Origin of the sequence: Micromonospora sp. NPDC053740 (assembly GCF_040677775.1) — a bacterium.
GTDB lineage: Bacteria > Actinomycetota > Actinomycetes > Mycobacteriales > Micromonosporaceae > Micromonospora > Micromonospora alfalfae.
Window position 1 is genome coordinate 584,528 of sequence record NZ_JBFASO010000003.1, and the last position, 17,438, is coordinate 601,965.

21 protein-coding genes are annotated in these 17,438 nt (G+C 72.2%); 12 read left to right on the forward strand and 9 right to left on the reverse strand.

Annotated elements, in window-relative coordinates:
* Window positions 1-35: 35 nt before the first annotated feature.
* Complete coding sequence (locus AB0K35_RS11540) at window positions 36-755, reverse strand: protein phosphatase 2C domain-containing protein (RefSeq protein WP_124770664.1); 720 nt, start codon at window positions 753-755, stop codon at window positions 36-38.
* Window positions 756-870: 115 nt separating this feature from the next.
* Window positions 871-1,431: an XRE family transcriptional regulator gene (locus AB0K35_RS11545; protein WP_238668672.1), complete on the reverse strand. Its 561-nt coding sequence runs from the start codon at window positions 1,429-1,431 to the stop codon at window positions 871-873.
* Between the two features lie 55 nt (window positions 1,432-1,486).
* Here AB0K35_RS11545 and AB0K35_RS11550 point away from each other — a divergent pair, with 55 nt between their 5' ends.
* Complete coding sequence (locus AB0K35_RS11550) at window positions 1,487-2,890, forward strand: benzoate/H(+) symporter BenE family transporter (RefSeq protein WP_363885042.1); 1,404 nt, start codon at window positions 1,487-1,489, stop codon at window positions 2,888-2,890.
* Between the two features lie 67 nt (window positions 2,891-2,957).
* Here the strand turns inward: AB0K35_RS11550 and AB0K35_RS11555 are convergent, their stop codons facing one another.
* The 4 genes from AB0K35_RS11555 to AB0K35_RS11570 all read right to left on the reverse strand — a co-directional run bounded on the left by AB0K35_RS11555 (window position 2,958) and on the right by AB0K35_RS11570 (window position 5,313).
* Entirely contained in the window at window positions 2,958-3,329 is a 372-nt protein-coding gene (locus AB0K35_RS11555) for a hypothetical protein (RefSeq protein ID WP_091395802.1), read from the reverse strand.
* A 433-nt stretch (window positions 3,330-3,762) separates the two neighbouring features.
* The gene (locus AB0K35_RS11560) at window positions 3,763-4,014 is read right to left on the reverse strand and encodes a hypothetical protein (protein WP_238668674.1); all 252 of its coding nucleotides are present in this window, start codon (window positions 4,012-4,014) and stop codon (window positions 3,763-3,765) included.
* Window positions 4,015-4,095: 81 nt separating this feature from the next.
* On the reverse strand, window positions 4,096-4,557 hold the full coding sequence (gene mscL, locus AB0K35_RS11565; RefSeq protein WP_363885046.1) for a large conductance mechanosensitive channel protein MscL: 462 nt from the start codon (window positions 4,555-4,557) through the stop codon (window positions 4,096-4,098).
* A 39-nt stretch (window positions 4,558-4,596) separates the two neighbouring features.
* Window positions 4,597-5,313 carry a FadR/GntR family transcriptional regulator gene (locus AB0K35_RS11570; protein ID WP_363885049.1) on the reverse strand — a complete coding sequence of 239 codons (717 nt, stop codon included), beginning with the start codon at window positions 5,311-5,313 and terminating at the stop codon, window positions 4,597-4,599.
* A gap of 179 nt (window positions 5,314-5,492) precedes the next feature.
* Between AB0K35_RS11570 and AB0K35_RS11575 the strand changes: the two genes are divergently transcribed.
* Window positions 5,493-6,644, forward strand: coding sequence for an MFS transporter (locus AB0K35_RS11575; RefSeq protein ID WP_247683451.1), 1,152 nt, complete (start codon window positions 5,493-5,495; stop codon window positions 6,642-6,644).
* Between the two features lie 13 nt (window positions 6,645-6,657).
* Here AB0K35_RS11575 and AB0K35_RS11580 read toward each other — a convergent pair whose 3' ends face one another.
* The gene (locus AB0K35_RS11580) at window positions 6,658-7,014 is read right to left on the reverse strand and encodes an STAS domain-containing protein (RefSeq protein WP_238668677.1); all 357 of its coding nucleotides are present in this window, start codon (window positions 7,012-7,014) and stop codon (window positions 6,658-6,660) included.
* A 163-nt stretch (window positions 7,015-7,177) separates the two neighbouring features.
* Here AB0K35_RS11580 and AB0K35_RS11585 point away from each other — a divergent pair, with 163 nt between their 5' ends.
* Genes AB0K35_RS11585 through AB0K35_RS11610 form a run of 6 tightly spaced genes read left to right on the forward strand, consistent with a single transcriptional unit; the run spans window position 7,178 to window position 12,775 of the window.
* On the forward strand, window positions 7,178-8,038 hold the full coding sequence (locus AB0K35_RS11585; RefSeq protein WP_238668678.1) for an STAS domain-containing protein: 861 nt from the start codon (window positions 7,178-7,180) through the stop codon (window positions 8,036-8,038).
* Window positions 8,038-8,448, forward strand: a complete 411-nt coding sequence (locus AB0K35_RS11590) for an STAS domain-containing protein (RefSeq protein WP_124854579.1) — start codon at window positions 8,038-8,040, stop codon at window positions 8,446-8,448. Before AB0K35_RS11585 ends, AB0K35_RS11590 begins: the two co-directional genes overlap by 1 nt.
* Window positions 8,445-8,864: an anti-sigma regulatory factor gene (locus AB0K35_RS11595; RefSeq protein WP_238668679.1), complete on the forward strand. Its 420-nt coding sequence runs from the start codon at window positions 8,445-8,447 to the stop codon at window positions 8,862-8,864. The genes AB0K35_RS11590 and AB0K35_RS11595 overlap by 4 nt, the downstream gene beginning before the upstream one ends.
* A complete protein-coding gene (locus AB0K35_RS11600; protein WP_238668899.1) occupies window positions 8,861-9,874 on the forward strand; it encodes a SpoIIE family protein phosphatase in 1,014 nt (337 codons plus the stop codon). Before AB0K35_RS11595 ends, AB0K35_RS11600 begins: the two co-directional genes overlap by 4 nt.
* A 32-nt stretch (window positions 9,875-9,906) precedes the next feature.
* Entirely contained in the window at window positions 9,907-11,232 is a 1,326-nt protein-coding gene (locus AB0K35_RS11605; RefSeq protein ID WP_363885275.1) for a sensor histidine kinase, read from the forward strand.
* Between the two features lie 4 nt (window positions 11,233-11,236).
* A complete protein-coding gene (locus AB0K35_RS11610) occupies window positions 11,237-12,775 on the forward strand; it encodes a SpoIIE family protein phosphatase (protein WP_238668680.1) in 1,539 nt (512 codons plus the stop codon).
* 39 nt (window positions 12,776-12,814) lie between these two features.
* Here AB0K35_RS11610 and AB0K35_RS11615 read toward each other — a convergent pair whose 3' ends face one another.
* On the reverse strand, window positions 12,815-13,642 hold the full coding sequence (locus tag AB0K35_RS11615) for an AraC family transcriptional regulator (protein WP_238668681.1): 828 nt from the start codon (window positions 13,640-13,642) through the stop codon (window positions 12,815-12,817).
* 31 nt (window positions 13,643-13,673) lie between these two features.
* Between AB0K35_RS11615 and AB0K35_RS11620 the strand changes: the two genes are divergently transcribed.
* The 4 genes from AB0K35_RS11620 to AB0K35_RS11635 all read left to right on the forward strand — a co-directional run bounded on the left by AB0K35_RS11620 (window position 13,674) and on the right by AB0K35_RS11635 (window position 17,168).
* Window positions 13,674-14,258 (forward strand): TIGR03086 family metal-binding protein, encoded by a 585-nt coding sequence (locus AB0K35_RS11620; protein WP_363885055.1) that lies wholly within the window; start codon window positions 13,674-13,676, stop codon window positions 14,256-14,258.
* Between the two features lie 155 nt (window positions 14,259-14,413).
* A complete protein-coding gene (locus tag AB0K35_RS11625; protein ID WP_238668682.1) occupies window positions 14,414-14,950 on the forward strand; it encodes a PadR family transcriptional regulator in 537 nt (178 codons plus the stop codon).
* On the forward strand, window positions 14,947-15,648 hold the full coding sequence (locus tag AB0K35_RS11630) for an ABC transporter ATP-binding protein (RefSeq protein WP_363885057.1): 702 nt from the start codon (window positions 14,947-14,949) through the stop codon (window positions 15,646-15,648). Before AB0K35_RS11625 ends, AB0K35_RS11630 begins: the two co-directional genes overlap by 4 nt.
* Entirely contained in the window at window positions 15,645-17,168 is a 1,524-nt protein-coding gene (locus AB0K35_RS11635; protein ID WP_363885060.1) for an FtsX-like permease family protein, read from the forward strand. The genes AB0K35_RS11630 and AB0K35_RS11635 overlap by 4 nt, the downstream gene beginning before the upstream one ends.
* Before the next feature lie 28 nt (window positions 17,169-17,196).
* Here the strand turns inward: AB0K35_RS11635 and AB0K35_RS11640 are convergent, their stop codons facing one another.
* The gene (locus AB0K35_RS11640; protein WP_238668685.1) at window positions 17,197-17,382 is read right to left on the reverse strand and encodes a hypothetical protein; all 186 of its coding nucleotides are present in this window, start codon (window positions 17,380-17,382) and stop codon (window positions 17,197-17,199) included.
* Window positions 17,383-17,438 lie beyond the last annotated feature (56 nt).

Below are 17,438 nucleotides of genomic sequence, written 5' to 3' on the forward strand. Positions count from 1 at the left end.
TCGGTCCGGGTGAGCCGCCGAGTGAGCCCTACGGGTCAGCGGGCGACGACGTCGGAGACCACGACTGTGACGTTGTCCGGCGCGCCGGCGTGGTGGGCCAGCTTCACCAGCTGCTCACCGCACTGCTGGCGGTCGGCGTACATGCCCAGGGCCGCGGCGATGGCCTCGTCCTCGACGTAGTCGGAGAGCCCGTCGCTGCACAGCAGCAGCCGGTCACCAGGGACCACTGTGAGCACCCCGACCGCGGGTGGGGTGTCGGCGCCCTGCACGGCCCGGGTCACCAGGGACCGCTGTGGGTGGTGGCGGGCCTGCTCGGGAGAGAGGGTGCCCTGATCGACAAGCGCCTGCACGAACGTGTCGTCCCGGGTGAGCTGGGTCAGCTCCCCGTCGCGCAGCAGGTAGCAGCGGGAGTCGCCCACCTGGGCCAGCACCAGTGTCTCCCCGGCCAGCAGGGCCGCGGTGAGCGTCGTACCCATGCCGTCCCGGCTCGGGTCGACGGTGATCGCGGCGTGGATGCGCTGGTTGGCAGTGCTGACCACGGCACGCAGCGCGTCGGCGGCGCCGTCGGGGTCGGTGGGCGGAGCCAGCTCGTCCAGGATCCGGATCACGATCTCGCTCGCCACCTCGCCCGCAGGCAGCCCACCCATGCCGTCGGCGACGGCGATCAGGCGGTCACCGGCGAGGGCGGAGTCCTCGTTGTTGGTGCGCACCAAGCCGATGTCGTTGAGGATGACCGAGCGGAGGATCAGCGTCATGGGGTCAAGCTTGCCAAGAACAACCCGCATTCGTCTCTACGCCTCCTACCTAGGTCGAGAAATGATTGCGATTTTCGTCGACGAGGCCGACGGTCCGTAACCGATCGGCGGGGTCTCAGCGGCGCGGGTAGCGCAGTAGCAGGCTCGCGGCGACCTCCTCGTCACCCACCGCCGCGTAGCTGTGTGGCACGTCCGACACCCAGCGGAGGTGACCGCCGGCCGGGGCGGTCAGCGGCGCGTCGGCCGGCCCGGCGCGCAGCACCCCGGCGAACACTGTGACGTGCTCGGTGACTCCCGCCGGGTGGGCGGGGGAGAGCTGGCCGGGGCCGGGCGTCACCCGCATCCGGTACAGCTCGTAGGTCGCGTCGGTGTCGGTGAAGACCTCCAGCAGGGTGGCGGTGACAGCGGTGCCGTGCACTGTGGGCCCGGCGGCCGGCTCCGCCAGTACCGCCGTCAGCGGTACGCCGAGCTGCGCGGTGACCGCCCAGAGCGTCTCCAGGGTCGGATTGCGGGTGCCGTGCTCCAGGCCGGAGAGGGTGGCCTTTCCGACACCGGCGAGCCGGGCGAGTGTGGACAGCGAGATCCCCTGCTCCTCGCGCAGGGCACGGACCCGGCGACCGACGACGGCGGGATCCACGTCGAGGCCCGGGCGCGGGGCTGGTGGTGGGTGCGGCACCCGGCTATCGTGCTACACGCTTCCGTTCCGTAAACGGAACAGTTGGGAGGATGGGGTGGCCGGACGCGTGCAACCGGTGCTGGCCGGGGTGGTGACCGCGCTGGTCGGCTTCGCCAGCTCGTTCACAGTCGTGCTGGCCGGGCTCCGAGCGGCGGGCGCGTCGGACGCGCAGGCCGCCTCCGGCCTGCTCGCTCTCTGTGTGGCGAGTGGGTTCGTCGCCGCCTGGCTTGGCTGGCGGTACCGGATACCGATGAGCGCGGCCTGGTCCACTCCGGGCGCTGCGCTGCTGGTAGCGACCGGGCCACCGCCGGGCGGATGGCCGGTGGCGGTGGGCGCCTTCCTCGTCTCCGGTGTGCTGATCGTCGCGGCCGGGTTGTTCCCACCGCTCGGCCGTGCGGTGGCCGCCATCCCCAAGCCGGTGGCCGGCGCCATGCTCGCCGGGGTGCTGCTGCCGCTGTGCACCGCCCCGGTCCGCGCGCTGGTCGAGCTGCCGGTGGTGGCCGGGTCGGTGGTGGTCGGTTGGCTGCTGCTGCACCGGTTCGCCCGACGCTGGGCGGTGCCCGGTGCGCTGGTGGTGGCCGTGGCGGCGATCGCACTGACCGCACCGCCGACCGGCCTGACCGGGGCCGCGCTGATCCCGTCGGTCACGCTGACCACGCCGGCCTGGAATGCGTCCGCACTGGTCGGGTTGGCCCTGCCGCTGTTCCTGGTCACCATGGCCGCGCAGAACGTACCCGGCATGGCGGTGCTGGTCGGCTACGGCTACCGCCCGCCGTTCGGCGCCGCGCTGCGGACCACCGGCCTGGCCAGTCTGCTCGCCGCCCCGGCCGGCGGGCACGCGGTGAACCTCGCGGCGATCACCGCCGCGCTGGCCGCCGGCCCCGACGCGCACCCCGACCCGGAACGCCGGTGGATCGCCTCGGTCACCGCGGGCGCTGGGCTGGCAGTGCTCGGACTGGGCGCCGGCGTGGCCACCACGCTGGTGGCGGTCGCCCCACCGATCCTCATCGAGGCGGTCGCCGGGCTGGCGCTACTGGGCGCCCTCGCCACAGCGCTCGCCTCGGCGGTGACCGACCCGGCGACCCGCGAGGCCGCCGTGATCACCTTCGTGGTGACCGCGTCCGGGGTGACGCTGATCGGCGTGGGCGGCGCGTTCTGGGGCCTGGTCGCGGGCTGCCTGATGCTGCTGCTCTTCCACCGCCGCCGACCCGCCACGCCCGACCAGCCCGCCGCGCCCGACCAGCCCGACGCGCCCGACCAGCCCGCCGCGCCCGACCAGCCCGCCGCGCCCGACCAGCCCGCCGCGCCCGACCAACCCGCCCTCACGGCACCCGATCGACCCGCCGCGCCGGGTCAGCCCGCCCTCACGGCGCCGGATCAACCTGCCGCGCCGGGTCAGCCTGCCGCGCCGGGTCAGGCTGCCGCCGAGGCGCAGGGGAGATCGACTCGGGTTTCATGAAGTTGGGCTGTCCTGAGGCTCCGGACGCCCCGATTTCATGAAACCCGAGTCGATCAGGGCGGTTGGGTCACTCCTCGGGCGGCAGATCGGCCACCCCGACGGCCAGGAGGACCCGGCCATCGGCCACCGACCCGATCCGGTCGGCCGGTACGTAGACAGCGCCGGTGCGGGTCAGGTCGGTCGAGACCTTCAGATAGCCGCTGTGCAGCAGCCGCGCCGCCAGGTCGGCCGGGACGTCCGGCTCCTCGACAGCGGTCGCCTCGATCAGTTCGTCCAGGCTGCTGCCTGGGTCTGCGGTCGGTGTCTGGACCGTCACCGCGTTCGGGTCACCCCGCTGGACGAGGTCCACCGTGCCGACCTCGGTGCCAGCTGAGTCGATCACCGGCATCCCGGTGGTGATCCGCGAGATGGTCGCCTGCTGCTCGTCCTGCTGGTCCATCCCGCTGCGGTTCCCGGGGCGGCGCGCCGCTAAACGCCGGCCGCGCCCGCGCCTGCCCGCCCGCCGTTCGGCCGGCTCCGCACGCCTCGGCCCGCCCGCCCGCCGTTCGGCCCGGCTCCACCCGCCCAGACGCTCACCCGCCCAGCCGCTCAGCCGCTCAGCCGCTCAGCCGCTCAGCCGCAGCCGCAGCCGCAGCCGCAGCGGCGGCAGCCGTAGCCTCGGCCGCGGTGTGGGTCGGCACCTTGGCCCAGAGCAGCGGCGTCCCAGAGCGGCGGCGTCCCAGAGCAGCGGCGGCGTTCTAGCGCAGCGGCGTTCCAGCGCGGCGGCTTGGAGGCCCGGAGGCAATGGTCCGGAGAGCGTGATGACTCTGAGTCATAGCTATGACTCAGAGTCATCACCGTCGAAAGCAATACCGCCTCGACGGCCCGTCCACTCAGCTGTTCGGGAGGGTCCAGCCGCCGGGCTGGCGGGGGGACAGCTCCCGCCAGGTGTCCGGGCCGTCGAGCAGCGCCCGGACAGTCTCCTCGGCCTCGTCCACACTGCCGTACTCGTAGAAACGGGAGATGCCCTCGGCGCCGCCGGCCCGCTGCTCGACGTGCCACCGGTCGGCGTCCACCCGGAGGAAGACGTCCCGCCGGGCCAGCCGCCCCCACTTCCCGTTCCACCAGTGCTTTCGCTGCTCCATGGCGGGACTCTATCGAACACACGTACGAGAAGGTGCGGCCCCTGCGGGAATCCCACAGGGGCCGATGTGCATCCGTTCGGGTCAGCGCTGCGTCGGCGGCTCCGGGCGGCGGCCCAGCACGTCGTCCAGCGCCCCACGCTGCTGGCCGGGGGTGGTGTGACCGGCAGAGACCAGGGCGTCCCGGATCTCGGTGAGCAGCTTGACCTCTTCGCTCGGCGCCGCCGGCGGCGGCTCCTCGCCCCGACGCCGCCGCTCGGCCAGCTTGTTCATCGGGAACACCACGAAGAAGTAGAGCACCGCCGCGGTGAGCAGGAAGGTGATCAGGGCGTTGATGAACCCCGCCCAGTCCATGTTGTTGCCCTTGGTGATCTCCCACGTCCCGGCCGACAGGCCACTGCCCCCGCCGACTGCCTTGATCAGTGGTTCGAGGAACGACTTGGTGAGCTGGGTGACCAAGCCTGTGAACGCGGCGCCGATGACGACACCGACCGCCAGGTCGACGACGTTGCCGCGCATGATGAAGTCTTTGAAGCCCTTGAGCATTCGTACTCCCGAGGTGTCCGCTTTTCTGTCGGGCACAACCTATGCCCGTTCGGCGGGTTCCAGAAAAGCGCCGGCTTCGAGCGCCGCCCGGCCGGGATCGCCGGCCCGGATCGCCTCGACCAGCCGGGTGTGGTCGACGTAGCGCTCGGGGGTGAGCTCCCCGCCCATGGCCTGGGCGACGGTGCTGCGCAGGGCGGTGCCCACCGAGGCGTACAGCTCGGCGAGCATGGCGTTGTGCGCCGCGGCGACCACCGCCGTGTGCAGTGCCGCGTCGGCCTCGACGAACGCGTCGACCCGGCCGCCGTGCCAGGCGGCCTCGCGTTGGGCGAGCGCGCCGTCGAGCGCTGCCAGGTCCTGCGGGGTACGCCGTAACGCGGCGAGCCGGGCGGCCTCCACCTCGAAGGCGCGGCGTACCTCGATGACCTCGGTCATCCGGTCGTCGCCGAGTCGGCGGGCGACCACCGGTGCCAGTTCGTCGGTGGACACCACGTAGGTGCCGGAGCCCTGCCGGCACTCCAGCACCCCGGCGTGCACCAGGGCGCGGACGGCCTCGCGGACCGTGTTGCGCCCGACGCCCAGCGCGGCGACCAGTTGCGGCTCGGTGGGGATGCGCCCGCCGACGGGCCATTCGCCACCGAGGATCCGGGCGCGGAGTTGCTCGGTGGTCTGCCGGACCCGGTGGCCGCGGGGCGGCACGGCGGGCTGGCCGAGGGGCGGCGCCGGCGGCGCGGAGGGGAATTCAACCGACGGTGGCACTGGTTACATCACCGGTCCCAAATTCATCCCATGATTGTAGGTTAACGGTCATGACCCCGCCACCAACAGCCGCTCCGGCGCTGCCCGCCCCCGTCGCCGTCGATCCTCGCCCGACGCGGGACCCCGGCACCGGCCGGCGGACGCACCCGGCGACCGGTGGCGCGCTGGTGCTGGTCGGGATGCTGCTGGTCGCGCTCAACCTGCGCGCCGTGGTGACCAGCCTCGGCGCACTGCTCGACGAGGTCCGCGACGGGCTCGGCCTCTCCGGCGTCACCGCTGGCCTGGTCACCACCCTGCCGACCATCGCGTTCGCCGGCCTCGGCGCGCTCACCCCGTGGCTGGTACGCCGGGTGGCGCCGGCCCGGGTGCTGGTGGTCGCCATGTTCGCCCTCGCCGTGGGCCAGGTGCTCCGGGTCGCCACCGACTCGGCCTTGATCTTCGTGCTCACCAGCGCGCTGGCGCTGTCCGGCATCGCGGTCGCCAACATCCTGCTGCCGATGCTGGTCAAGCAGCACTTCCCGCACCGCACCGGCCTGGTCACCGGGGCGTACACGATGGCGTTGACAGTGGGCACGACGGTGGCCGCCGCCTCCGCGGTGCCGATCGCGCACGCCTTCGGGTCCTGGCGGGCCGGGCTCGGCGTCTGGGCTGCGATGGCCGCGGTGGCCGTACTCCCGTGGGTGCCGCTGGCACTGCGGACCCGCGCCGCGGCGCGGCGGGCGACCCCGACGGCGGTCGTCGCCACGCCGACGCGGGTCCGGCCGGCGCGGACCCGGCTGGGCTGGGCGATGGCGGTCTACTTCGGGGCGCAGTCGCTCAGTGGGTACGCGATCATGGGCTGGCTGGCCCAACTGTTCCGCGACGCCGGTTACCAGCCGGAGTCGGCCGGGCTGCTGCTCGCGGGGGTGACCGCGCTCGGGGTGCCGATCGCGCTGCTGATGCCCACCCTGGCCGGTCGGCTCGGCAGCCTGCGGCCGCTGGTGCTCGGGCTCACCACCGCGTCGGCACTGGCCTACCTGGGGTTGGCGCTCGCGCCGCACGGCGCCGCGCTGCTCTGGGTCGCCCTGCTGGCGATCGGTCAGGGCGCGTTCCCGATGATCCTGACCGCCATCGGCCTACGCGCCCGCACCGCCGAGGGCACTGTCGCGCTCTCCGCGTTCGCGCAGAGCACCGGGTACGTGATCGCCGCCCTCGGCCCGCTGATGGTCGGCATCCTCTACGAGGCCACCGGCGGCTGGACCGCGCCGATCGGGTTCCTGCTGGGTGCCCTCGCCGTGCAGACGACGGCGGGCATGGCTATCGCTCGTCCCCGTTACGTCGAGGACGAGTGACGAACGCCGACGGTCAGGAGGACGCCGGCGTCGATTCGCCGGCGACTGCCTCATCCACCGTCGGGTAGGTGTGCAGCACCTCGACCAGCCCGCTCACCTCAAGGATGCGCAGCACACCGCGCTGCGGTGCGGCCAGCCGGACCACGCCGCCGGCCTCGTCGCAGCTGTTCTTGGCGCGGACAAAGACCGACAGACCGGTCGAGTCGCAGAACGAGACCTCCGCCAGGTCGAACACCAGCCGGTTGCGGCCCTTGTCGAGCAGGTCGGTGATCTGGTCCTGTAGCTGCGGTGCGGTGGCCATGTCCAGCTCGCCCGCGACCGACACGACGACCACGTCGCCGCGCTGTTCCGTGTGCACCGTCAACGACATTCGCCAGACCTCCTGTTATCGGGGGAACGGTATCCCACGACCACCCCCGGAGGTAGAACGGGAGCCGTCATCCGGTGGCCATCGTCATTCCGTTGCTACGGGGCAAGTAGTTGGTCAGGCCCCGGTGATAGAGTCCGCCCGGTCCAGGTCAAGGGGGTTCGAAATGGCGTTGAGCACCGAAGAAAGTGGTCGGCTCGTCGCGCTGCTCAACGGGCAGGACGAACGGGTCACGACTCGGTGGACCGAGATCGTCACCAGTTCGTTGCGAGGCCGGCTGAGCCAGGCGGAGCTGCGCCGACAGGTCCAGGACCTGCACCGTGCCATCGTCGCCAGCGGCGAGCAGGGCACCATCGATCTGTCCGCCGACAGCGCCGCCGAACTGCGCGCCGCGCTCTCCGAGCTGTCCCGTGGCCGGGCCCGGCAGGGCTTCTCCGCCACCGAGACCACCATCAGCGTCTTCGCGCTGAAGGACGTGCTGGCCGAGCTGGTGCAGGAGGCCGGTGGCACTGACGCGCTGAAGGACTACGTCGCCTTCTCGAAGCTTGTCGACGAGATGGGCCTGTTCACCTTCGAGAGCTTCGTCCGCACCCGCGAGAGCCTGATCGCGGACCAGGCCGAGCAACTGCTCGAACTCTCCACGCCGGTGGTCAAGCTCTGGGAGGGTGTCGTCGCCGTCCCGCTGGTCGGCACCCTGGACTCGGCCCGGGCCCAGGTCGTCATGGAACGGCTGTTGCAGACCCTCGTCGACACCGGCTCGCCGTACGCGATCATCGACATCACCGGCGTGCCGGCGGTGGACACCCAGGTCGCCCAGCACATCCTGAAGACCGTGGTGGCCGCCCGGCTGATGGGCGCCGACTGCATCATCTCCGGCATCCGCCCGCAGATCGCGCAGACCATCGTGGCGCTCGGCATCGAGTTCGGCGACATCGCCACCAAGGCGAGCCTCGCCGACGCGCTGCGCCACGTGCTGCGGCTCAACGGGGTAGAGACCGCCCGCCGCCAGCCGCGCCGGGACATCTGATGGAGCGGGTGCCGATCCTCAAGATCGGGGACATCCTGCTCGTCTCCATCCAACTGGACATGTCCGACCAGACGGCGGTCGCGCTCCAGGAGGATCTGGCCCAGCGGATCGTCGACACCGGCTGCCACGGCGTCATCATCGACATCACAGCGCTGGACATCGTCGACTCGTTCGTCGGGCGGATGCTCTCCACCATCGCGTCGATCTCCAAGGTGCTCGACGCGGAGACGGTGGTGGTCGGGATGCGTCCAGCCGTCGCCATCACCCTTGTCGAACTCGGGCTGTCGCTGAACGGCATCCGTACCGCGCTGAACGTGGAGCGCGGCATGGAGCTGATCGCGGCGGCCCACGCCGACGAGCTCGACTACCAGCTCGACGACGAACCGGACGCCGAGACGGCCACGCCGTGACCACGGGCGTCGACCTGGGCCAGCCGCAGGCTCAGTCGGTTCGCAGCGATGAGGACGTGGTGCGCGTCCGGCAGTTGGTCCGCGCCGTGGCGGTGTCCGTCAAGCTGTCCCTCGTCGACCAGACCAAGGTGGTCACCGCGGCGAGCGAGTTGGCCCGAAACACCCTGGTGTACGGCGGTGGCGGGTCGGTCGAGGTGACGGTGGTCAACAACGGCCGACGCAATGGCGTGCAGATAGTGTTCGCCGACTCCGGGCCGGGCATCGCCGACCTCGACCTGGCCATGACCGACGGCTACACCAGCGGCGGCGGCCTCGGCCTCGGGCTCAGCGGGTCCCGCCGGCTGGTCGACGAGTTCCAGATCGAGACGTCGGCGGAGAGCGGTACGCGAATCACGGTCACCAAGTGGTCCAGGTGAACGCCGACGCGGTCACCGACAGCGGCATCTGGTTCCGGGTGGAGGCCAGCAGCGCGGCGAGCGCCGTCCGGCGCGCCGCCGAGCGCCTCGGCGCGCAGGTGGAGATGGGGGCGGCGCGCATCGCCGACCTGGCCATCGTGGCGGCCGAGCTGACCAGCAACCTGGTCAAGCACGCCGACGAGGGTGTCCTGCTGCTCCGGCCGGTACGCCGCGCCGGGCAGGCCGGGGTGGAGTTGGTGGCGATCGACTCCGGGCCTGGCATGGCCGACCTGACCGTCTCGTCCCAGGACGGGCACTCGACCACCGGCACACTCGGCATCGGTCTGGGTGCCATCGTCCGGCAGGCCAGCTGGTTCGACGGATACTCGCTGCCCGGCCGGGGCACCGTCCTCGCCGTGCAGGTCTGGCCGGCCGAGGCGGCGCGGCCGTCCTGGGCCGGCGCCCTCACCCGACCCCTGACCGGCGAGACGGTCAGCGGCGACGGCTACGCCGTCCGGGTCGTCGACGGGCGGCACCAGGTGCTGGTGAGCGACGGGTTGGGGCACGGCCCGCTGGCAAACGCCGCCACCGAAGCCGCGCTGGCCGCGTTCCGTGACGCCCCGGCCGGCCCACCGGCGGTGGTGGTCGGTCACCTGCACCGGAGCATGTCGCACACCCGGGGTGCCGCGCTCGCCGTCGGAGAGCTGATGCCGGAGGCCGGCGTGCTGCACTACGCCGGCCTGGGCAACATCTCCGGCGTGGTCGTCGAGGGTGACGGCCGCCGTCGAGGGCTGGTGTCGCTGCCCGGCATCGCCGGCCACCAACGGCCCACGATCCGGGAGTACGACTACCCGTTCGGTCCCGGCGCCCGGCTGGTGATGCACAGCGACGGGGTGGTCGACCGGTGGCGGATGACCGACTACCCGGGCCTGGCGGAGCGATCCCCGCTGGTGATGGCGGCGACCCTGCTCCGTGACGCCGGTGTGCGACGCGACGACGCCTGCGTACTTGTCGCGAGGTCGTGGGCGTGAGCGGGCAGCCGGCAGCGCTGCCGCTGCTCCAGATGGCGCTGCGGGTCGAGCAGGACATCTTCGTGATCCGTCAGCGGGGGCGCGAGGTGGCCGCTGTGGTCGGCCTCGAACACCAGGACCAGGTGCGGATCGCCACCGCGCTCAGCGAGGTCGCCCGCGATCTGCTGCGGACGACCGGCGGTGCCGACGTCTCCTTCCACGTCGACACAGCCGCCGACGGCCGGTTTCACCTGCGCGCCGACCTGGCCCCGATGTCCCCGCTGCCGGACGGCCGCTACCAACCGCAGTCCGGCGCGGTGTCCCGACTGGTCGACACACTCAGCGTGTCGGCCGTCGAGGGGGTTACGGTCGTACGGATGTCCCGACGAGTCCCGGCGAACGCGCCGACGCCGACCCTGGAGCGGCTCGCCGAGTTCCGTGCCGAACTCGGCCGTACCGCGCCGGCCAGTGCGCTGGATGAGCTGACCGTGCAGAACGGGCAGCTCATCTCCGCACTCGACGAGGTGCGCAGTCAGCGCGACGAGCTGGCCGTGCTGAACGAGGAGCTGGCCGAGACCAACCGCGGCGTGCTGGCGCTCTACAACCAGCTCACCGAGGAGTTGGAGGAGACCAACCGCGGTGTCGTCGCCCTCTACGCCGAGCTGGACGAAAAGTCGGCCCAGCTCCGGGCGGCAAGTGAGTCGAAGAGCCGGTTCCTGGCCAACGTGAGCCACGAGCTGCGCGCCCCGGTCACCGCGATCATCGGCCTGGGGCGGCTGCTCACCGACTCCGCCTCCGACCCGCTCACCGACGAGCAGGGCCGCCAGGTCGATCTGATCCGCTCGTCGGCGGCAGATCTGCTCAACCTGGTGAACGAACTCCTCGACCTGGCCAAGGCGGAATCCGGCCGGATCGAGCCGGAGCTGGCCGAGGTCGACCTGCGGCCGGTCTTCGGGCAACTGCGCGGCACCCTGCGCGCGCTGGCCACCCGCCCGGAGGTGGAGCTGGTCGTGGAGGAGCCCAGCGGGCCGGCAGTGCTGCGCACCGACGAGGTGCTGCTCGGTCAGGTGCTGCGCAACCTGCTGCACAACGGGTTGAAGTTCACCGAGCGCGGCGAGGTGCGACTGCGGGCCAGCCACCACGGCGACCGCTGGCAGTTCGAGGTCAGCGACACCGGGCCGGGCATCGCTCCTGAGCTGCGCGACCGGATCTTCGAGGAGTTTTACCAGATCCCCGGAGCCACCCGGGTCGGCGGCACCGGCCTCGGTCTGCCGTACGCCCGGCGGTTGGTGACGCTGCTCGGCGGGTCACTGGAGCTGACCAGCACGCCCGGCGAAGGCAGCACGTTCACCGTCTCCCTACCCGTCGGCGGGGCGTGACGGCGTGGACGGCGTACCGACAACCATCCTGGTGGTCGACGACAGTCGTACCAAGCGTTACCTGCTGGTCAGTTGGCTGACCCGGGCCGGCTTCACAGTGCTGGAGGCCGAGAACGGCGCCGATGCGTTGGCTCGGGTCGAGGTGGAACGGATCGACCTGGTGGTTCTCGACGTCCGGCTGCCCGACCTGAGTGGCTACGAGGTCTGCGAGCAGATCAAGGCACGGCACCCGGCGATGCCGGTGGTCCACGTGTCTGCGCACGCAGTGGACGTGGCCGACCGCGCCCAGGGGCTGACCCGGGGCGCTGACGCGTACCTGACCGAGCCGATCGAGCCCGAGGAGCTGATCGCCACCACCCGGGCGGTGCTGCGCTACTACCAGGCTCGGCAGCGCGCCGAACTGCTCGCCGAGCGGCTGCTCGGGTTGGCCGACACGACGGTGGCGGTGCACGCCGCGCCGACCTTCGCGCGCCTGCTGGAGGCCGCCGCCGAGGGCGCCGCCCAGATCTTCAAGAGCCCGGCCGCGGTGATCGCCGAGACCTTCGACGGCGACTGCCTCGCGGGTGTCTGCGCCGGTCCCGGCGAGGTGGCCGCCGTGGTGCCATGGGTCGTCGACGACACCGGGGTGCCGACCGGTGCCACAGTGCGAGTGGAGACCCCGGCGAACTGGGCGCTCGTCGAGTGGCCGGCGGACGACACGGTGACCGTCGCCGCCGCCCGACTGCGCGAGGACCGGGCCCCGCTGTACGTGGTGGTCCCGACCGCTACCCAGACCGCGCGGACCCCGGTGCTCAAGCAACTGGCTCAGGCGGTGGCGGCGGCAGTGGAGGGGCAGCGCTCGTTCGACGAGGAGCACCGCATCGCTGTCACCCTCCAACGCAGCCTGCTCCCGCGCGGACTGCCCACCGTGGCGGGCCTCGACCTCGCGGTGCGCTACGAGCCGGCCAGCGCGCAGACCGAGGTGGGCGGCGACTTCTACGAGCTGGTGATGCTCGATGGTCACCTGCTGCTCGCGATCGGGGACGTCGCCGGGCACTCACTGCACGCGGCCACAGTGATGGCCGAGCTGCGGCACGCGGTGCGGGCGTACGCGGTCGAGGGCCACCAGCCCGGCGAGATCCTGCACCGGGTCAACGAGCTGATGCGCACACTGCTGCCGAACGAGGTGGCGACGCTCTGCGTACTGCTGATGCACCCGCCGACCGGACGGGTCCGGCTGGCCAGTGCCGGGCACCTGCCACCGCTGCTGATCCAGGACGGCAAGGTCGAGTTCGTGCAGCATTCAGCGCCGCTGCTCGGCGTCCGTGCCCCGCGCCCGGCAGACCTGGAGTTCGTGGTGCCGGCCGGGGCCACGCTGGTCTTCTACACCGACGGGCTGATCGAGCGGCGGGACGCCACCATCGACGAGGGGCTTGCCGCACTGGCCGGGGTCGCCGCGACCGTCGACGGTGACCTGGACCAGTTCTGCGCCCGGCTGCTGGTGGAACTGGCCCCACCGGAGATCCAGGACGACGTCGCCGTGGTCGTCCTGCGGCGGCGCTGATCTGCCAGCGCTGCCGGCGCTGTCAGCTCCTCGGCTTGCTCAGCGCACCGAGCGGGCGTACGCGGCGGGGGACACCCCGGCGACGGCGGTGAAGTCGCGGACCAGGTGGGCCTGGTCGCTGTAGCCGAGGTCGGCGGCGAGGTCAGCCCAGCTCAGGGGGCCACCAGCGGCCTGTTCGACAGCCTCCTGGAGCCGGTAGCGGCGGATCACCCACTTCGGCCCGACCCCCACGTACTCGATGAAGAGCCGCTGCAACCGGCGGACCGGAACGTCGTGCCGCGCGGCGAAGTCGTCGACGCGCAGCACCGTCCGGTCGGTACGGATCGCCTCGGCCAGTCGGACAGCCTCCTCGGCCATCGGGTCCGGCTCCGGTTGCCAGGCGGTGAGGAGGGTGTCCAGCGCCCGGCAGCGCTCGTCGTCGCCGGCCGCCGAGGTGGGTGCTCCCGGGGACGTGCCCGCGCCCACCGGGACGTCGGGGTGGGTCAGCCGGCCGGCGGGCAGCGGCACCCTACGGCCGGTCAGCTCACTGACCGCGCGCCGCCAGAACGGGTGGAAGCCGCCGGGGCGGAACTGCACACCGGACACCCGGCCGGTGCCACTGAGCGTGATCCGGAACAGATCGCGGCCCACCCCGGCCACCTCGCCGGACTCGGGCCCGTCGTCGTCCCGTCGGAACACGACGTTCACCGCCGGGTGCGGCACGACCCGCTGCTCGAACGGCGCGCTCAACGCCCAGTCGATCAACCAGTAGTGCTCGACCCACTGGCGTAGCGACTTAGCCGGCAGGTGTCGGCGGAAGCGCATCTCGCGCAACAGGCGCCCGGGGTCGAGAATCCCCCGGCTGTCGCCACGCGGTCGCTGTCGCATTTGTTCAAGACCACCCTCATACGCTGGCCCTATGTCCACTCAGACTAGCGAGCTGCTGGCGGCCGCCGCGCCGCGAACCGTCGATGTCGTACGGGGTGTCTCCGACGACCAACTGGACCTGCCCACCCCGTGCAGCGACTACCTGGTCCGTGATCTGCTCAATCACCTCTTCCAGGTGGTGGTCAACTTTCAGGACCTGGCCGAGAAGCGTCAGGTGGAGTGGGCCGAGAAGCCCGACCACCTGGGTGACGGCTGGCGGGACCGCTTCGAGGTGGAGGTCGGCCGGTTGGTGACCGCCTGGTCGGACCCGTCCACACTGGAGGGCGTGTCACCGGGCATGGGTATGCCGCAACCAGTCATCGGCGGCATGGCCCTGCTGGACCTGACAGTGCACGGCTGGGATCTCGCGGTCGCCACCGGCCAGCCGTACCACCCAGCTCCGGAGGCGGTGGCCGAGCTGCACGCGCTGGTGGAGCGGTTGGGTCCCACCGCCCGCAAGATGGGCGTCTTCGCCGACCCACTACCCACCCCCATCCCAACCCCCGACCTGCCCCCCGACCTGACCCACCTCCTAACCCAAACCGGCCGCACCCCCACCTGGCCCCAAACCCCCTAACCCCACCCCCCCACCCCCAACCCCACTCCGTTGATCATGAAGTTATTGCCATCTGTCGCGGCGTGTCGGCGCAATAACTTCATGATCAACAGCGGGAGGGGTGGGTGGGGTGGGGGTTGTTGACTTGGGTATTCGCTGGGTGAATAGTGGGCGGGGTGTCCACGCCGCATGTTCTGCTCGGGCTGCTCGCTGGGGGCAGCCGGCACGGGTACGAGCTGAAGCGTGCGCACGACGAGCGGCTGCCGAGGGCTCGGCCGCTGGCCTTCGGGCAGGTCTACGCCACTCTCGGCCGCCTCGAACGTGACGGGCTGGTGGCTTCCGCCGGGCAGGACCGGGTGGGCGGGCCGGATCGCACCGCGTACGCGCTGACCGACCAGGGGCGGGACGCACTGGACCAGTGGCTGTCCACTGTGGAAGCACCAATGCCGTACGTGGCCAGCACGCTCTTCGCCAAGGTGGTCGTGGCGCTGCTGGTCGCCGATGTCGATCGGGCCCGGTCGTACCTGGTCGCCCAGCGGGCCGCGCACACCGCACGGCTGCGTGAGCTGACCACGGTCAAGGGTGACCCGGCCGCCACCCTCAGCGACGTGGTAGCAGCCGATTTCGCGATCGCCCACCTCGACGCGGATCTGCGGTGGCTGCACGCCACCCTGGGCCGGGTCGCCGACTGGCACCGGGAGGTGCATCCGTGACGCAACTCCAGGCTCGCGGCGTGGTTCGGGCGTACGGCCCGACGCCGGCGCTGCGCGGCGTGACGCTCGAGGTGGCGGAGGGCGAGATCGTCGCCGTCACCGGGCCGAGTGGCTGCGGCAAGTCGACCCTGCTGCACTGCCTGGCCGGGATTCTCCGGCCGGACGTCGGCGAGGTCACCTGGCGTGGGCACCGCATCGACACCTGGTCGGAGTCGGCCCGGTCCCGGCTGCGGCGCACCGAGTTCGGGGTGCTGTTCCAGTTCGGTCAACTGGTGGCCGAGTTGACCGCTGCCGAGAACGTCGCCCTGCCCCTGCTCCTCGCCGGCACGGGGCGGCGAGAGGCACGGACGGCGGCGCTCACCTGGCTGGAGCGGTTCGGGGTGGCCGAGGTGGCCGACGTCCGGCCGGGTGAGATGTCCGGGGGTCAGCAGCAACGCTGCGCCACGGCGCGGGCGCTGGTGACCGAGCCTCGGGTGCTCTTCGCCGACGAGCCGACCGGCGCACTGGACACGCTCGCCGGCGAGCAGGTCCTCACCCAACTGGTCCGGCTCGCCCGCGAGCAGCGCACCGCCGTCGTGCTGGTCACCCACGAGCCGCGGATCGCCGCGTACGCGGATCGGGAGATCGTGCTGCGCGACGGCCTGGTGGACCACACCGGCCTGGGGCTCGACGTGCCGCTGGCCGGCGGTGCCCGTTGAGACCGACGACTCTGCTCCGCCTCGCGCTCGCCGGCACCCGCACCGACACCGCCCGGGTGGTCCTCACCGCGCTCAGCGCCCTGCTGGCGACCCTGGCCGGGCTCACGGCGCTCACCGTGTTGGCCATCGAGAAGCCCGCCGGCGACGCCTGGGCCCAGTCGGAGCAGTACCGCAACGCGCTGCTGCGCGAGCCCGGGTTGCGCGGTGGCACGGCGTTCGCGCTGCTGATGCTGATGATCCCGGTGCTGGCGCTGGCCGGTCAGTGCGCCCGGCTCGGCGCACCGGCACGGGACCGCCGGTTGGCCGCGCTCCGGTTGGCCGGCGCCACGCCCGGGCAGGTCACCCGGCTGGTGGTGCTGGAGACCGGCGTGGCCGCTCTGCTCGGCACGCTCGTCGGGCTGGGTGTCTATCTGGTCGGCCGCGATCTGCTGCACCGCCCGGACGCGCAAGGTCGACTGGCCCTGCCCACCGACGTCCTGCCGTCGACCGGCGCGCTGGCCGGAGTGGTGCTCGGTCTGCCGGTTGTGGCGGCGCTGGCCACCGTCCTGATGCTTCGTACTGTCACCACCAGCCCGCTCGGGGTGACCCGCAAGGCCGCCCGCGAGCGTGGTCCGGGTCCGTGGGCGGGGCTCCTGATCGGGTTCGGCGTGGCCTCGTTCGCGGTGATCCGCCCGGTGGTGAATTCGATCGACGACGACGGAGGGCTGACCTGGCTGGTGCCGCTGTTGTTCGCGGGGGGTGCGCTCGCGGCGATGGTCGGGGTGGTGATCGGCACCGGCTGGCTGTCGTACCACTGCGGGCGGTTGTTGCGCCGGCACGCCAGGGGTCCGGCTGTCCTGCTCGCGGCGGGCCGGCTGATGGCCGACCCGTGGGCGGGTAGCCGCACGTTCGCGGCGCTGCTCGCCGCCCTGATCTTCGGCGGGGGTGCGGCCGCCCAGCGGGCCTACTTCGGGGCCAAGGACCAGCTTGAGCGGGAGCAGAACCGGGTCGCCGGGTTGGACGGTGGCACCAACCCCTTCTACCTGTCCACAATGGATTACGTCGATGGCGCGATTGCCGTGGCCATCCTGATCGCGACGGGCGGGCTGATCGTCGCGCTGGTCGAGGGGATCGTCGCCCGCCGACGCGCCTACGCCGCGTTGGTCGCCACCGGGGTGCCCCGCGCCACGCTGAGCCGTTCGGTGGCCTGGCAGGCGTTGGCGCCGGCCGTACCGGCGATCCTGCTCGCGCTCACAGTGGGCACGCTGCTCGGCCGAGGGCTTGCCGCGGCGGAGGTGTCGGCGGGCGGCGGGTCGGCGATGATCTGCGAGGCCACGGCAGCGCTCTGTGCGGACCCTGCCACCAGCGCACAGTACAACCGGATCGTGCACATTCCCGAGGTGCAGCGCGCCGTTCCCGTACCTCTGGAGCACCTGGCGTGGCTCGGCGCCGGCGCGTTGGCCGCGGTGCTGGTGACGATCGGCGTCGGCCTGCTCTTCCTGCGCGTCAGCACCGCCCTGGACGAGCTGCGGACGACCTGAGTCGAGCCGAACCCGCCGCCCGGCCGGGTCAGGCGGCGAGCAGGCCGGAGGAGAGTGCGATAAAGGTGCCGACCACTGCCGAACAACAGCAGACCAGCAGGCCGGCGACCACAGCGAGGATCAGCCAGACCCGGCGATCCCGCGCCACCGCCGCCACGCTCGGACGGCGGCCCTCCTCGGCGGCCCCGCCGTCACCATCCGTAGCCCCGGTCACCCCGGAAGTCTAGGCCGCGACATCCGCTGCGACCCGGGAACACCGGGCGCGCGGCG

Bases quoted from the DNA above. Each gene is read 5' to 3' on its own strand.
- AB0K35_RS11585 (WP_238668678.1), top strand. From the start codon at position 7,178: ATGGCGTTGAGCACCGAAGAAAGTGGTCGGCTCGTCGCGCTGCTCAAC.
- AB0K35_RS11615 (WP_238668681.1), bottom strand. From the start codon at position 13,642: ATGCGACAGCGACCGCGTGGCGACAGCCGGGGGATTCTCGACCCCGGG.
- AB0K35_RS11560 (WP_238668674.1), bottom strand. From the start codon at position 4,014: ATGGAGCAGCGAAAGCACTGGTGGAACGGGAAGTGGGGGCGGCTGGCC.
- mscL (WP_363885046.1), bottom strand. From the start codon at position 4,557: ATGCTCAAGGGCTTCAAAGACTTCATCATGCGCGGCAACGTCGTCGAC.
- AB0K35_RS11620 (WP_363885055.1), top strand. From the start codon at position 13,674: ATGTCCACTCAGACTAGCGAGCTGCTGGCGGCCGCCGCGCCGCGAACC.
- AB0K35_RS11590 (WP_124854579.1), top strand. From the start codon at position 8,038: ATGGAGCGGGTGCCGATCCTCAAGATCGGGGACATCCTGCTCGTCTCC.
- AB0K35_RS11580 (WP_238668677.1), bottom strand. From the start codon at position 7,014: ATGTCGTTGACGGTGCACACGGAACAGCGCGGCGACGTGGTCGTCGTG.
- AB0K35_RS11540 (WP_124770664.1), bottom strand. From the start codon at position 755: ATGACGCTGATCCTCCGCTCGGTCATCCTCAACGACATCGGCTTGGTG.
- AB0K35_RS11555 (WP_091395802.1), bottom strand. From the start codon at position 3,329: ATGGACCAGCAGGACGAGCAGCAGGCGACCATCTCGCGGATCACCACC.
- AB0K35_RS11575 (WP_247683451.1), top strand. From the start codon at position 5,493: ATGCTGCTGGTCGCGCTCAACCTGCGCGCCGTGGTGACCAGCCTCGGC.
- AB0K35_RS11605 (WP_363885275.1), top strand. From the start codon at position 9,907: ATGGCGCTGCGGGTCGAGCAGGACATCTTCGTGATCCGTCAGCGGGGG.